At 62.4% G+C, this 14,538-nt stretch carries 11 protein-coding genes; 3 read left to right on the top strand and 8 right to left on the bottom strand.

Annotated features, from left to right (window positions below; all coding sequences use genetic code 11):
- Positions 1-33 precede the first annotated feature (33 nt).
- The 8 genes from recA to selB all read right to left on the bottom strand — a co-directional run bounded on the left by recA (position 34) and on the right by selB (position 10,430).
- The gene (recA, locus tag HG800_RS10150; protein ID WP_206352227.1) at positions 34-1,071 is read right to left on the bottom strand and encodes a recombinase RecA; all 1,038 of its coding nucleotides are present in this window, start codon (positions 1,069-1,071) and stop codon (positions 34-36) included.
- Between the two features lie 166 nt (positions 1,072-1,237).
- Positions 1,238-1,816 carry an RNA 2',3'-cyclic phosphodiesterase gene (gene thpR, locus HG800_RS10145; RefSeq protein WP_169976498.1) on the bottom strand — a complete coding sequence of 193 codons (579 nt, stop codon included), beginning with the start codon at positions 1,814-1,816 and terminating at the stop codon, positions 1,238-1,240.
- A 99-nt stretch (positions 1,817-1,915) separates the two neighbouring features.
- On the bottom strand, positions 1,916-2,875 hold the full coding sequence (locus HG800_RS10140; RefSeq protein ID WP_169976496.1) for a carbohydrate kinase family protein: 960 nt from the start codon (positions 2,873-2,875) through the stop codon (positions 1,916-1,918).
- Between the two features lie 79 nt (positions 2,876-2,954).
- Positions 2,955-4,499: a glutamate--tRNA ligase gene (gltX, locus tag HG800_RS10135; protein ID WP_169976494.1), complete on the bottom strand. Its 1,545-nt coding sequence runs from the start codon at positions 4,497-4,499 to the stop codon at positions 2,955-2,957.
- A gap of 115 nt (positions 4,500-4,614) precedes the next feature.
- Entirely contained in the window at positions 4,615-4,908 is a 294-nt protein-coding gene (locus HG800_RS10130; RefSeq protein WP_235963616.1) for a hypothetical protein, read from the bottom strand.
- 948 nt (positions 4,909-5,856) lie between these two features.
- Positions 5,857-6,948 (bottom strand): tRNA 2-thiouridine(34) synthase MnmA, encoded by a 1,092-nt coding sequence (mnmA, locus tag HG800_RS10125; RefSeq protein WP_169976492.1) that lies wholly within the window; start codon positions 6,946-6,948, stop codon positions 5,857-5,859.
- Between the two features lie 117 nt (positions 6,949-7,065).
- Complete coding sequence (selA, locus tag HG800_RS10120) at positions 7,066-8,499, bottom strand: L-seryl-tRNA(Sec) selenium transferase (protein WP_169976489.1); 1,434 nt, start codon at positions 8,497-8,499, stop codon at positions 7,066-7,068.
- Positions 8,496-10,430, bottom strand: coding sequence for a selenocysteine-specific translation elongation factor (gene selB, locus HG800_RS10115; RefSeq protein WP_169976487.1), 1,935 nt, complete (start codon positions 10,428-10,430; stop codon positions 8,496-8,498). The genes selA and selB overlap by 4 nt, the downstream gene beginning before the upstream one ends.
- A 434-nt stretch (positions 10,431-10,864) precedes the next feature.
- On the opposite strand from selB, the gene HG800_RS10110 reads away from it, so the two are divergent.
- The 3 genes from HG800_RS10110 (at position 10,865) to HG800_RS10100 (ending at position 14,519) form a co-directional block, all read left to right on the top strand.
- Positions 10,865-11,059 (top strand): hypothetical protein, encoded by a 195-nt coding sequence (locus HG800_RS10110; protein WP_169976484.1) that lies wholly within the window; start codon positions 10,865-10,867, stop codon positions 11,057-11,059.
- 205 nt (positions 11,060-11,264) lie between these two features.
- Positions 11,265-12,332 (top strand): DUF1559 family PulG-like putative transporter, encoded by a 1,068-nt coding sequence (locus HG800_RS10105; protein ID WP_169976482.1) that lies wholly within the window; start codon positions 11,265-11,267, stop codon positions 12,330-12,332.
- Between the two features lie 423 nt (positions 12,333-12,755).
- A complete protein-coding gene (locus HG800_RS10100; protein ID WP_235963570.1) occupies positions 12,756-14,519 on the top strand; it encodes an MraY family glycosyltransferase in 1,764 nt (587 codons plus the stop codon).
- Positions 14,520-14,538 lie beyond the last annotated feature (19 nt).

Here is a 14,538-nt window from a genome sequence, read left to right as displayed (position 1 = left end):
CCGATGAGGACAGCCCCGGCCTCAGTCCGACGGTCACTCCTCTGCAAAGGCTTCGGACTCATCATCAGAAAGATCGCCGTTGTCGCCAGGCGCGGCATAGTGAGATTCGGCGGGGTTGTGCTTGGCCATGATTCGAGCCGTGATCTCCTCGGAAATCGCCGGATTGTCGCGAAGGAACTGCTTGGCGTTCTCTCGCCCCTGGCCGAGCCGAGTATCGCCGTAGTTGAACCACGAGCCCGATTTTTCGATGATCTTGTCCGCGATTCCCAGGTCCATCAGGTCCCCTTCGCGGCTGATCCCCTGGTCATACATCATGTCGAACTCACAGACGCGGAACGGTGGCGCGACCTTGTTCTTGACAATCTTGACCTTCACCCGACTGCCAACCACATCCTCGCCGTCCTTGACCGAGCCGATCCGCCGTACGTCGATCCGGCACGAGCTATAAAACTTCAAGGCCCGGCCCCCCGGCGTCGTCTCGGGACTCCCGAACATCACGCCGATCTTTTCTCGGATCTGATTGATGAAGATCATCACGCTCTTGGATCGTGAGACTCCACCGGTCAACTTCCTTAAGGCCTGACTCATCAATCGAGCCTGAAGGCCGACATGGCTGTCGCCGATCTCACCCTCAATTTCGGCCTTCGGCACCAGGGCGGCCACCGAGTCGAGCACGATCACATCGACCGCGTTGGACATCACCAGCATCTCGGCAATCTGAAGCGCTTCCTCGGCACTGCTCGGCTGACTGACCAGCAATGATTCGATGTCGACCCCCAGGCGCTTGCACCACGACGGGTCGAGCGCGTGCTCGGCGTCGATAACCGCCGCAACCCCTCCGGCTCGCTGGGCGCTGGCCACCGCGTGCAGGGCAATGGTCGTCTTCCCACTCGACTCGGGACCGAACAGCTCAATGATCCGACCGCGGGGCAACCCCTTGCCGCCCAGGGCCAGGTCGAGCGACAAAGCTCCGGTCGAGATCCCCGCGATGTTCAGATGGCTTTGCTCGCCCAACCTCATAATCGCCCCGGCGCCGAACGACTTTTCGATCTGGCTGATCGTCGTGTTCAACGCCTTTTGCTCGGCAGAAACCGTTGCCGCCGCCTTCGATTCCGCCGCCGCACTCGCACTTGACTTTCGGGCCACGGCATGGCCTCCCCTGGAGATCAATTGACGGATCTCGCCCCTTCGTTCCTGTACGCAAGGACACCACTCTATCGCGCCGAGGGGGGAGAAGTCAAGGCGATGTTGCAGCCAAAGGCGCAGATCGCACGACCCGATAGATCGGCCCTCTGGGTGTCAGCTCCGACGCCATTGTGACAACGGTTTCGACCGGCAACGGTCCGGCCTTCCACCCTTGAGACTGCTCACACACTGCTGCCAGATTCGGTGAGGGACCTCGACCCGCTTTCGATCGCCCAATCGTGACGTGAGGATGAAACCGACCATCGGCCGGAGGCAACCCGACCGCCTTCGTTGCGGCCACGACGGACCGTTGCAGATCGGTAAGCAACTCAAGCGCCTCCCCTGCAAGCCCGACCCAGAGAACCCGAGCCCGGGTTGGGGTCGGGAACGCCCCCAACCCCTGCAACTCCAGGAGGAACCGGGGAATGGTAGCGACGGCCTCGGCAACCGCGTCACCGATCCGGTCAAGTGCCCTCGTCGGCACGTCACCGAGAAACGCGAGGGTCAGATGGAGGAGCTGAGGGGCCGTCCACCGCAGGCCCGGCTGAGACGCGCGCAAGTCTTCTTGAAGTCGCTCGACGGCGAGACGGGTCGGCTCGGGAAGCTCAACGGCAAGGAAGGTCCGGGTCATCTCGCTCAAGGCTCGTCTCCCCAGTGAAACCCGGAGGACGGGAGAAACTCGCCTCGGATGGCAGGCCAGGTGAGACCAGCCGTTCCGATGCGACGGCGATCAACCGAGCAGCGTCTCGACCTCGTCCGATGCCCCGTAATTCGCCCGGTAGCGCTCGACGAACTCGGCGATCGAGTAGGAATGCTCTTGCGGACCCATGTGCTCCACCGCGTGAACGGCCGTCAGAGCGGCGATCCGACCGGTGGTCGGCCACGAGAGGCCGCGGGCCATGCCCGTGATCAGACCTGCGCGGAAGGCGTCGCCCGCTCCGGTCGGGTCGATGACCTGATGAGGCTTGGCGGGGGGAATGTCGTGGCTCTCGCCGTCGGCGACGATCGTCGCGCCGGCCTCCCCCTTGGTCACCACGGTGATCGGCACTCGCCGGTGTAGTTCTTGCTCGGCCACCCCGAGCTTCTCGGCCATCATGCCGAACTCGTAGTCATTCCCGATCAGAACCTTCGCTCCCTTGCACCCTTCCTCAAACTCCTCCTTCGACATCCGAGGAATCTGCATCGAGGGGTCGTACAGGTAAGGGATGCCTCGCTCGGTGCATTCGGCGGCGTAACGGGCCATCGCCTTCGGATCATTCGGCGCAATCACGACGAGATCCTGATCCGAGGCTCCGAACTCAATCGGCGAGACTGCCGCCGCGTGCACCATCGCTCCAGGATAGAAAGCCGTAATCTGGTTGTCCTGCAGGTCGTTATTGATGAAGCAAGAGGAGGTGAACTCTCCCGAGTGCGTCTTCACCCCGGCCAGGTCCACGCCATGCCGTTCGAGCCACGTGTGGTACTCGCCAAAGTCTTCTCCCACAGCCCCAACCAGCACCGGCCGGTTCCCGAGCAGGGCGAGATTGAAGGCAATGTTCGCTCCGGTTCCACCGCGCTGTCGCTTGAGCGAATCCACCAGGAATGAGACGCTCAAGACATGCATCTTCTCCGGCAGGATGTGCTCCCGGAACTTGCCGGGGAAGACCATGATGTAGTCGTAAGCGATGGAACCAGTGACGAAAGTGCGCATGATTCGATGTTCGGCCTTGGTGCAATAACAACAGCGGAGAACGGAAGACACGTTCACTCAACGAAGCAGAAGCCGACGCTCAGGATTCGGCCAGCATTGCCCGCGTCTGAGCAATCCGGTTGATACAGGACTCTCGGCCGAGGATCACCAGGCAGTCGTACAGGCCTGGTCCCACTCCCTGGCCAGTCGTGGCCACCCGGACGGCGTTGACCACCTTGCCGATCCCTTCCCCCTGAGCCTCGGCGTACCCTTTGATCCGAGCTTCGAGGGTCTCCAGATCGAACGGCTCCACCTCGCCCAGAATCCCCTGGACGGCTTCGAGGATCTCGGGCACCCCTTCCTTGCGAAGCCGCTTCTTCACGGCGTCAGGGTCGTAGCTGATTTCCTCGGAGAAGAAGTAACGGCCCAGCTTGATAATATCCGACGCCACCTTGAGTCGATCGCCAAGGGCCTCGATCACCTGGGTGTACCGCTCAGTCTCTGTCTCCGATACCTCGGCCGGAACCTGAAGGAATGACAGGATCTCCTGATCCTCCGCCGCAGGCGGGTCTTCCTTTCGGTCTTTCCGTCGACGGCTCCAGGCCACGAATTCGTCTGCGTGCTGAATGTAAGGGGCGGTCAGGTGAACCTTGCGGTTCAGCTCAGCCACTTTCATCCACTCCCCTTCGATCCAATACAGCTTGTCCGGGTCGTGACTGGCGGGGGAGCTGTTCACGCGATCGAGTGAGAACTTCTCGATCAGGTCGGCTCGGGAGAAAATCTCGGTCGTCTCGTCGTAGCTCCAGCCCAGCCGAGCAAGGTAGTTGAGCATCCCCTCGGGCAAATACCCCTCGTTGATGAACTCATGCAGCCCCACGGCTCCGTCCCGCTTCGACAGTTTCTTCTTTGAGCCCGGTGCCGCCACATACGGCACGTGAGCAAACTGAGGAAGCGGATAGCCGAGGGCTTCAAAGATCAGGAGCTGCGGGAACGTGTTCGTCAGATGCTCCTCAGCCCGGACGACGTGGGTGATCTTCATCTCCGCATCGTCGATCACGCTGGCGAAGTTGTAAAGCGGCGATCCGTCGGGGCGAACGATCACAAAGTCGGCCACCTCATCGGTCTTCATCTCAACCGGCCCCTTGATCAGGTCATTGACCACAAGATTCTGACCGAGTGGGACCTCGAAGCGCAGGGCGTACGGGCGCCCTTCCTTCTCGAATTGTTCGAGTTGGTCGTCAGTCAACGGTTTTCGACGAAACCGGTAGGCCCGTTTCTCGGCCTCCGCGGCGGCCTTGTCGGCCGCGCGTTCGGATTCGGTCGAATAATCGCGATAGACCCGTCCCGACGCAACCAACCGCTCAGCGGCTTCCTTGTAGAGATGGCCGCGTTGCGACTGATAGTACGGACCGTGGTCGCCCCCGATCTCGGGACCTTCGTCCCAGTCCATGCCCAACCAGCGAAACCCTTGAAGGATCAGGGAGACCGCTTGTTCGACGTGCCGCTGCTGGTCCGTATCATCAATCCGGAGCACGAACTGCCCCCCGTGATGTCGGGCGAGCAACCAGTTGAACAGGGCCGTGCGAACCCCTCCGATGTGAAGGAATCCGGTCGGGCTGGGGGCAAATCGGGTCCGAACGCTCATGGACGGGTCACTACGGATCGTGGCCGGGGCGGGTTTGTCGACGTGACGAAACCGGGCACCACCTTAGCGCCGAGACCTTCGCCTTGTCAACCGGGGCCGCATCTCGGCCGACCCATCACGGTCGGGCTGCCGGAGCAACACTGCCGGAGAGCAGACGGTCATTGTCGCTTGAGACGTGCTTTTCGTAGCCAAGCTCATGCAAGACTTCCAGCACCTCGCTCCAGGTGGGGAACATGCGGCCGCTTCGCCGCTTGTATTCCTGCATGGCGGCCATGAACTCGACTTCTTCAGGAGAATAGTCTCGCTCGCTGGTCGTCGGGTCGATCTTGCGTCGCCGACCGCTCGTCTGACGAGCCGCCGAGGCGCGTCGGGCCTGGTCCGACGCATGGCGATCGGTCCATTTGCCCATCGACTCGATCTCCGATGGTTGCGTGGCCGCGGCGATTCCCTGCGATCGTTCCTTAAACATGGCTCGTCCCTCTCGGATGCAGCCCCGTACCTGACTCGCAAGGAGTCAGCTTCGGGGGAACGCGGTGGCTGAGGAGGTTCTGGTCCAATCGTCTGACATTCCCAGGGGCCTGCCGTTCGATTCCCGCCGATGATGCCGTGAGTCCTCAGTCTCCTCGAATTCGACCATACGACCCGATGCCGTACTTGGCACCCGTTGCGCTCCGATTCCTTCCCGACCGACTGAAATTTCCACTGGCACCCGGGAGGAACTCACCGTTCGGGGAAGACTTCAAGGTCCTTCGTCCCTGAACATCCCCCCGATCCGGCCCCAGTCGCTCTCTCCGTTCATCGTGATCGGTCATCAAGAACCCTCCGTTCACCAGACTCGGCGTATGTGTTGGTCTTCAATGCAACGCAACGCGCAGGCCCTCTCGGGAACGGCCAGGGGAGGCGCCGTCAGCGCAAACCTCCTCGTCGTTCGGTCCCAACCCAGGGATCCTGGCAACGCCCCACGGCGATCGTTCAGGGTCGTCCCTCACGACGACCTCGGACAAATCAACAACGCCATCGGCCACACCACCAGGTGACCATTGGATTCCGGTCACCTGAAGGGTGTTCCCCAAAGCTCACAACCCCAGGATGTCTGGGGTGTCGGTCGGTTTCCTCGGCTCGGAACCAATGGCGCCCACGGTCTGAGGACGGCGATTCCGTGCTTCGGTCAGTCGAGTGACTCACCGTTCCAAATGCTCAGCACAGGAACCTGCTGGCGCTCGCATTCGGCGTTGCTTTTTTTTGAGCAGCGTGGATCGGCGTCATTGCAGGATTCCCTCGCCACTCATGTCTTACTACGCAGGAGGCAGTGGCTCGTGACACCATGAATTGCAACATCGGCCGTGCAATGATGAGTTCAGGCAACATCAACCGTGTCGATTGCCTGTTCAATCCAACCACCGCCAAGCACGAAATCGCCATCATAGACCGTCACGATCTGTCCAGGAGTGACGGCCGGCTGCGGCGTCTCAAATCGGACGCGGGCACGATCCCCTTCCAGCGGCTCGACCACTGCCGGCACCGCTCGATGCCGAGCCCGAATCTGAGCCAGGCAGGGCAGGGGGCCAGCCGGGCGAGCCACTTGCCAGTTAAACCGAGCAGCCTCAAGACCCGCCTTTTCCAAGGCCTCCCGGCGGCCGATGGTCACGGTCTTGGATTGGGGCTCAATCTGAACGACGTAGCGCGGTTCTCCGACCGCGATCCCCAGTCCCCGACGCTGACCGATCGTGAAGCCTTCGATCCCCTCATGGCGGGCCACTTCGGTCCCGTCTTCGTCTACGATCCGCCCCGGCTCGCTCGATCCGGGGCGACGATCCCGGACAAACCGCAGATAGTCGTCATCGGGAATGAAGCAGATCTCCTGGCTGTCTTGCTTGTTATGCACTGGCAAGGCCAGATCTCGGGCGAGGTCGCGAATGGCCTCCTTCGAGTACTCTCCCACGGGCAAGAGCACATTCGGCAACAGTTCGCGACGCAAGCCGAACAACACGTACGATTGATCCTTACCCGGATCCAGGGCCCGAGCGATCCGAGGGGCACCGTCAGGGCCGGTCGCCATCCTGGCATGATGGCCCGTGGCCACGAAATCGGCCCCGACCTGCTTGCCGTACGCCCAGAGCTTGCCGAATTTCAGCCAGACGTTGCAGAGTACGCAAGGATTCGGCGTCCGGCCGGCGAGATACTCGTCGGCGAAGTTATCCATGATCCGGCTGAAGTCACGTTCGAAGTCGAGCGCGAAGAAGGGGATGTCCAGCCGATCGGCGACCGCCTGCGCATCGAGCGCATCGGTCACGCTGCAACAGGTCTTGGCCCGACGTTCGGCGGTTTCGGCGTGGGCTCCGGTCCTCATGAACAGGCCGATCACGTCGTACCCTTGCTCCTTAAGCAAGTGTGCAGCGACCGAGCTATCCACCCCGCCACTCATCGCCAAGACCACCCGCCGACCCATCGTCACCTCTCCACGTTACGTTACGGTTGACGCTCCCCGATCGACCCTCGGTCGGTCGCTCGACATTGGTTTATCGTAGGCGCAAGAGCACGCACGGGACAAGCCGAGGCAACCCGATCACCCACGGACAACCGCTTCGATCGCTCGGAAGATCGCCTCGTCGTCGTGCTCGGGAACGGCTCGAAGATCGAACCAGAGCGATCCCTGTTGCACCCGGCAAACCACGCTCGGTGCTCCCATCCGCAAGGCTCGGCTCGCCTCGGTCGCCCCCAACTCTCGGCCAGGCAGGGGAGGATCAATCCGCACACAGGCCGACGCAATTGCCTCATCGGGTGCACTGCCGCCACCGAGGTACGCCTGCGACGGCTCGCTCGACACCGACAGTCCGAGCATCTGCCGAAGCCGATCGGCCAGTCGATCGGCTCGACCACTCAGTTGCTCCACCGGGACCGAGAGCGACCTCCAGAGTGGAATCGATCGGGAAGCCTTTTCCGGGTCGATCGCCAAGCGAAGCGTCGTTTCCAGCGCCGCAAGGGTCATCTTGTCGACTCGAAGGGCACGCATCATCGGATCACGCTCAATCCGACGCACCACCTCGGCCGATCCGATCAACAAGCCACACTGAGGCCCTCCCAGCAGCTTATCCCCCGAGCAAAGGACCAGGTCGACCCCGGCTGCGATCGCCTCCTCTACCGTCGGCTCTCCAACAATGCCCGGCGGCCGATCCGGCCCGAGGGCTCCGGAGCCGATGTCGTCGATCGTCAGCAGCCCTTTCGATCGCCCCAGCTTCGCCAGGTCAGCGATCCCCACCGATTCGGTGAAGCCGACGATCTTGTAATTGCTCGGGTGCACCCGGAGGATTGCCGCCGTTTCTGGACCAATCGCACGCTCATAATCACTCAAACGCGTTTTGTTCGTGGTGCCGACCTCGCGGAGCCTGGCCCCGGAGCTTTCAAAGACCTCCGGCAATCGGTAACTGCCGCCGATCTCGACCAGTTGTCCCCGGGAGACGATCACTTCCCGACCGTTGGCCAATGCCCGGAGCGCGATCATCGTCGCCCCGGCATTATTATTGACGACCGCCGCGGCCTCGGCCCCCGTCAGGCGTCGCAGCAAGGCCGAGACGCCGCTCGACCGCTTCCCTCGGGTCCCCTGATCCAGATCGAACTCCAGGTTGCTGTATCCGCTTGCCACGCGAGCTACCGCCTCGCTCGCCTCGATCGCCAGGGGGGCTCGGCCGAGTCCGGTATGAAGCAAGACCCCGGTGGCATTGATCACCGATCGCAAGACCGGCCGATCCTGATCAAGTCGATCCACCACGCGACGGATGATCGCGTCCTCCCCCTCGAGGGCTGTCGAGTCGTGCCCGAGGGCAATCGCGGTACGAGCCTCCTCCAGGACCGCTCGGATGGCAGCAACAACGACTTCTCGACCCTTCGCCTCAATGGCTTCGGCCAGCTCGGGCCGAGCCATCACGGCATGAACCGGTGGTAATCGCCGAAAGGCGGAGGACTTCGAGCGATCCCCCGATTGGTCCTCGAACTCAGTCATCCCACTGGCTCCTCCGCCACTGCTCCGAGCCGTCGAAGATCTCCGTCTCGGATCGTCAGCCCAATCCGGTCCAGATACTCCCCGATCGGTACGGCATACTTCCTCGACGTGCCGAGCAAGTCGCGAAGATCGGCCATGCTGATCGTCGATCCGTCCCGCAATCGGTCGGCCACCCGTCGTTTCAATTCCAGATCGGCATCGGCTTCGAGATACAACATTCGAGGCTCGACAGCCGCCAGATGCCCCTCCTCGGCCAGTAGATCGAGAAGTTCCGGCACGATCTCACGTCGATTCCCGGCTCGATCGAGCAGTTCCGAGGCCATCGGCGGCGCGAAGCCGGTCCCCCGATGAGCGTCGAGCAACTCCGTTTTGAGCCTCCGCTCTGCCTGCGTCAACTGCGGTTGATACCCCGTCAATGCCACCGTCCGATCGCTGGTGATCAATCGGCCAGCCTTCGCCAGGCGATCGATCACCGCCGCCACCAGCGACTCGCTTTTCAGGTCGCTCAGGGTCCCCAGCACGCTCGATCGCCGCACACGTGAAAGTCTCGGATTCCGCTCATGCAAACGCCCAACTGCCTTCACCACCCGATCTTCCAGCGTTTCCAGATGCGATCGAACGATCCGGATCGTCCGTCGAGGACCGACCGGAAGATCGATCAGCTCACCACTCGCTCGGGCCTCGGCCACGACCCGATCAACCTCCTCAGGGGCGAGGCCCGCGTCTCGGGCCAGATCGAGATTCGACCACGGTTCCAGTTGATACGAGCCCATCACCGCGGCCGCTCGCTCGATCGGGTCGGTACGTTTCAACCGGGCAAGTCGTTCCCGATCACCCAGATTTCTACGACGGATGCGCCGCGCAGTCGGCTGCAGAATTTGACCGCCGCCGACCGTCCACGGAGGGCTTTCCTCTCGGATCACGAACGGCTGACCATACTCGGCCACGACTGGCTCTCCCAGAAAGAACTGAGCAAACCCTTCCAGACCGGGTGCCAGCTCTGACCCGTCCAGCAAGGACAGTGAGGCCGTCACTTCAGCCGTCCCCAAATGCAATCGATACCGCGCCCGATGCCGCAAGGGCCGGGGTGCATCGGCCGAGGCCCTGAACGCCGCAGAAAGCACCACCGACGCCCGGAGAAAGCCAGGGGTCGCCAGCTCTTGCCCCCGCCGGACCTCCGAATGATGCACGCCCGCCAGATTGATGGCCGCCCGGGCTCCCCGCTCAATCCGATCAACCGCCTGAGCGTGACGGTGCAGCCCTCTCACTCGCAGCAATCGCCCCTCGGGCAGCCACTCCAGCTCGTCTCCCACAGTGACCGCCCCGGAGACGATCGTTCCCGTCACGACGGTTCCGTGCCCGGCGACGGTGAAGCAGCGGTCGATTGCCAGGCGAAACGGCGCCTCGGTCGGCACCCTCGGAATCGCCTCGGCCAGCAGGGCCAGGGTCGATCGTAACTCATCGATTCCCAATCCGGTCGAGCTTGACGTGCGAACGATCGGGGCCCCTTCAAGAAACGTTCCGGCCACCAGGGTTCGCACGTCCTCCTCGACCAGATCAAGCCAGTCCTCGGTCGCCAGGTCGCACTTGGTCAGAGCAATTAAGCCAGATCGCAACCCCAGCAGCCGGAGAATCTCCAGGTGCTCCCGCGTTTGAGGCATCACCGAGTCATCCGCCGCAATGACAAGCAACGCCAGGTCGAACCCGGTGGCACCGGCCAGCATGTTTCTGATGAATCGTTCGTGACCGGGCACGTCGACCAGTCCGATTCGCACCTCACCCAAGTCAAGCGATGCGAACCCCAGGTCGATCGTGATGCCACGCTGCTTTTCCGCCGGCAATCGGTCCGTATCAACACCGGTCAGGGCGCGGACCAGAGAAGTCTTGCCATGATCGATGTGTCCCGCCGTCCCGAGAATGAGGTCTCTCACAAGCGCAACGATCCCGAAGCCTTCGTACCCCGAACCCCACACCGCGAAGTTTCAGGAATCGATGATACCTGCGCACGTCTGCCTCAGGAACCCGCCGGCTCACTTGAGGGCCTTCAGCATTGTCTCCCAAGTCTCCCGTCCCGGAATCGGGATTTTTTTATTGACTCGAATTCGTAGTCTAATTAGGTTCGACATGGTCATCAGACGTCAAGGCATGTGTTTCCAGAAACATGCTTCTCAACCTCGATGAATGCAGCCTTGTCCTGATGATTTCCCCAGGTTGTTGAGGACTCCTGGTGCTCCCGGGTCGGGGGCACCCAACGTGTTTTCGCTGCGGTCGAACGTCGCTCAATTACGTAAACCGCGGGCATCTCCCCTTTCACCCAATCGTTTCGGATTCGGGAGGGTTCGCCCTGCGCATTGGGAGGATCACGATGGACGACACCTGGCGAAGATGTTCAGGAAGGCTCGCACGGTTCCTTGCCCTCAGCGCTGCGATCACTGCGAGCGGCTGCGGCGGAGGACCGAAAACCGGCGATCTCATGGAGGACGTGCCAGGCCAGGAGGCCGGCGAACAGGCTTCGATGGATGAAATGGAACGTCTGATGAAGGAAGGCATGGTGAAGTAACGATCCGGGGCCAGCTTTGGCAGGAACATCTCAGCCCCAAGGTTCGAAACCGACTTACGCCTTCGTTCAATCCACGCTCCGATCGGCTGTCGTTCCCCTCGGATCGGATAGGTCGATCCCAATCCATTTGAATCCATCTCTCAGGCTCAGATCACGAGTGTCCGGAGAATTCACGCTCGACTCAAGCATCGAAGGAGCCTTACGCATGCGAACCCATTCAACTCATCAACCGCAGCCGTCGCGAGCCCCTCGTGGGTTCACGTTGATTGAATTGCTCGTCGTGATCGCGATCATCGGCGTGCTGATCGCCCTCCTGCTGCCCGCCGTGCAAAGTGCGCGAGAGGCCGCCCGCCGTGCCCAGTGCACCAACAACCTGAAACAGATCGGCCTTGGTATTCATAACTATCACTCGGTCTTCGACACCTTCCCGATGGGATCGTCTCGCGTTTACGCCGACGAGGCCGGGACCATCTATAACTGGAACAACTGGAGCGCCCACGCCCTGCTGCTGCCTTATCTTGAGGCGAAGCCGATCTACGACGCCATCAACTTCCAGCTTCCTCCTGTCGCCAGCGCCGCTGGCCAGGCGGCCAACGACACCTCGTATCGAACGATCGTCACGAGCTTTCTTTGTCCGTCGGATTTCAACGCCGGCCGTCAGTTCTCGAATAACTACTACGCCAGCCTCGGCACCACGATCGGCTACCGGGCCCAAACGGTCAGTTCCGGGCTGTTCGCCATGACCCAGGCGTACCCGATTTCTCGGATCAGAGACGGCACGGCCAACACCATCGCGTTCTCCGAACGTCTGACCGGCGTCCCCGGCACCCCCGATCGCTCTCCCGGAAACGGCATGGTGGGCGTCTCCGGCGGTGGGATGTGGGAGAGCACCAACGCCCTCGAAAACATGCCCGGGCTTCAGCTCACCCTGCAAGCTTGCAACGAGTTCTACAACACGAATGGCGCTCAGTCGTCGGGCTATCAGAACGCTGGGCAGTATTGGGGCTGGGGAGCGCCGGCGATGACGCTCTTCAACGTCATCGTCCCCCCGAATTCGACACAATCTCCCTGGAATTCCTGCCGCCAGGGCTGCGGCGGCTGCGGCATGGACAACTCCCACATCAACAACGCGACCAGCGCCCACCCCGGTGGCTGCAACGTCTTAATGGGCGACGGCAGCGTTCGATTTATCAAGTCAACCATCAACCAGCTCACCTGGATGGCCCTCGGCACACGAGCCGGCGGCGAGGTGCTCAGCGCCGATCAATATTGACCCCGCCAGCCCGCCCCCAGTCCCAACCGGGGGCGGGCTCCTCGATCACCCCAGATCGTTGATTCCCTCTTGACCCTCGACGGTTCCCTGTTCATACTACGGCCGCTCGATCACCAACGGCGGGAGCGACACCACGGAACGGTTGAACGATCAGACCCGTCATCGAGCCTTCGGAATCCCGGATATTCCCGACGCTTCCGACTCCTGAGCCAAACACCCTTCGCGATTCATCAAGGAGGAGATTCCCAGTCATGAAGACGACACACTTGCGTCTGCAGATCGGTTTCAGGCAATAGCCCTTTACCGCCCTGGTTGACCTGGTACGGTCAGCCAGCCTAGGTCCGCGGTCCCGGAAACGACCGTTGGACCGTCTCCGTCGAATGGAATCGAAGGATTCGCAATCGAGCACGGATGCTTGCGAACATGACCTCGCCCCCGGTGGGCGTTGTGCTCGGTTCGCACGTCCGGGCCGGATGGAGCTGGTGCCGGTCCATGACGCCCGATTCCTACCTGCTCGTCTTCGCGCTCTCGTTTCTCGGCTGCGTGCTGGCCACACCGATCGTCACCCGTCTGGCCATCTGGGCCGGGGCGATCGACCGGCCGGATCAATTCCGCCGCGTGCACAAGGGAGCCACGCCTCGCCTTGGCGGCCTGGGCCTGGCCGTCGGCCTGGCGGTCGGCCTGGGAGCTCTGACCTTCGGCGGCCTGATGCCGAGCTGGCCGGGAATCGACACCTGGGCCGATTCCCTCGCCTGGATCGGTATGGCGGCGGGGGTGGTCCTGGTGCTCGGTGTCGTCGACGATACGATCGGCGTCACACCTCGAGCCAAGCTGCTCGGCCAGGCGATGGCCGTCATGCTCCTCTATGCCGGAGGCATCCGGATCGAGTCGGTCGAGATTCTCGGCCTGGAACTCTCGCTCAGTCTGCCTTTGAGCCTCGGGATTCCGGGTCGCTCCGAGACGTTGCTCCTCGACCTTCCGAGCATCGCCATCACCCTGCTTTGGTTCCTCGGATGCATGAACATCTGGAACCTGATCGATGGAATGGATGGACTTGCCTCGGGCGTCGGGTTGATCGTCGCGGCCACCATGATGCTGGTGGCTGTGGCCCTGAGCAACTACGGATCGGCACTGATGGGAGCAGCGCTTGCCGGCGGCCTGGCCGGCTTTTTGCTCTACAACTGGCATCCGGCCTGCATCTTTCTCGGAGACAGCGGGAGCCTTTTGATCGGCATGCTGATCGGGGTCATCGGGATTCAAGGCTCGCTCAAGGGAACGATGGCCGTCTCGATCCTGTTGCCGATCCTTGCGATGGGATTGCCCATCTCCGACACGGCCCTGGCGATCTTTCGGCGATGGGTGCGCAACCTTCCCCTGACAGCCGCCGACCGCCGCCATGTCCACCATGTCCTCATCGGCCTCGGACTCGACCCGAGGCAGGCCGCGGCCATGCTTTACAGTTTCACCGCCTTTCTCTGCGGTGTTGTCTTGCTCGGAGTGGCGATGCGAAGCGATGTCCTGGCCCTGATCCTCGGAAGCTCCGGCTGTTCGGCCTTCGTCGTGATCCTGTACAGCCGTCGCAACGAACTGGCCGAACTGCGGAACGATCTGGCAGCTCGGATGGTCCGCGGTCGCCAGGAACGCCGCGCCGCCAAGGCCACCTGGGAGGCGATTCAGCGTGTCGAGCTGGCTGCCGATCCCGACCGGGTCTTGGAGATCATGGCCGAAACCGCCAACATCCTCGGCTGCTCGGCGGCTCGATTGACGTTCCGAGGACCGGGCACCGAGTCGACCCAACGCCATCAGGGAGACTGGGCCGAGTCGACCGATCGAGCTGCTTCGGCCGATCACCTGTCGGGTCCCACCGCCCAGTTCCGACTCTTTGGTGCCGGCGATGCCTTGCTGACGGTCGACTTGCGGTTCAGCGATCGATCGGACCTGGCCTCCGACATCGCGTTCCGATTCCTGCAGCGGCTCTCGCTGGCGAGCAGTGAGCGCCTGGGTCGGCTGCTGGCCGACGGGGCGCTCGGGCGTTCGCTTGGGTCGGAGCCCGAGAACGTCCTTAGCGGATCGCCGAAGCCCGGCACCACGTTGGTGCTGGCAACGGCACCCGCCGGGCTCGCTGGTGGCTGGTCCTCCCCCCCCTCGGGAGTGGCCTTCGTCCCCCAATCGCCCGACACCGACTGACCGTGACGCGACGCTCAAG

It is taken from the genome of Tautonia rosea (assembly GCF_012958305.1).
GTDB lineage: Bacteria > Planctomycetota > Planctomycetia > Isosphaerales > Isosphaeraceae > Tautonia > Tautonia rosea.
This window is presented reverse-complemented; position numbering and strand designations above follow the sequence as displayed.

Bases quoted from the DNA above. Each gene is read 5' to 3' on its own strand.
- thpR (WP_169976498.1), bottom strand. From the start codon at position 1,816: ATGACCCGGACCTTCCTTGCCGTTGAGCTTCCCGAGCCGACCCGTCTC.
- HG800_RS10140 (WP_169976496.1), bottom strand. From the start codon at position 2,875: ATGCGCACTTTCGTCACTGGTTCCATCGCTTACGACTACATCATGGTC.
- gltX (WP_169976494.1), bottom strand. From the start codon at position 4,499: ATGAGCGTTCGGACCCGATTTGCCCCCAGCCCGACCGGATTCCTTCAC.
- HG800_RS10130 (WP_235963616.1), bottom strand. From the start codon at position 4,908: ATGGGCAAATGGACCGATCGCCATGCGTCGGACCAGGCCCGACGCGCC.
- mnmA (WP_169976492.1), bottom strand. From the start codon at position 6,948: ATGGGTCGGCGGGTGGTCTTGGCGATGAGTGGCGGGGTGGATAGCTCG.
- selA (WP_169976489.1), bottom strand. From the start codon at position 8,499: ATGACTGAGTTCGAGGACCAATCGGGGGATCGCTCGAAGTCCTCCGCC.
- HG800_RS10110 (WP_169976484.1), top strand. From the start codon at position 10,865: ATGGACGACACCTGGCGAAGATGTTCAGGAAGGCTCGCACGGTTCCTT.
- HG800_RS10105 (WP_169976482.1), top strand. From the start codon at position 11,265: ATGCGAACCCATTCAACTCATCAACCGCAGCCGTCGCGAGCCCCTCGT.
- HG800_RS10100 (WP_235963570.1), top strand. From the start codon at position 12,756: ATGACCTCGCCCCCGGTGGGCGTTGTGCTCGGTTCGCACGTCCGGGCC.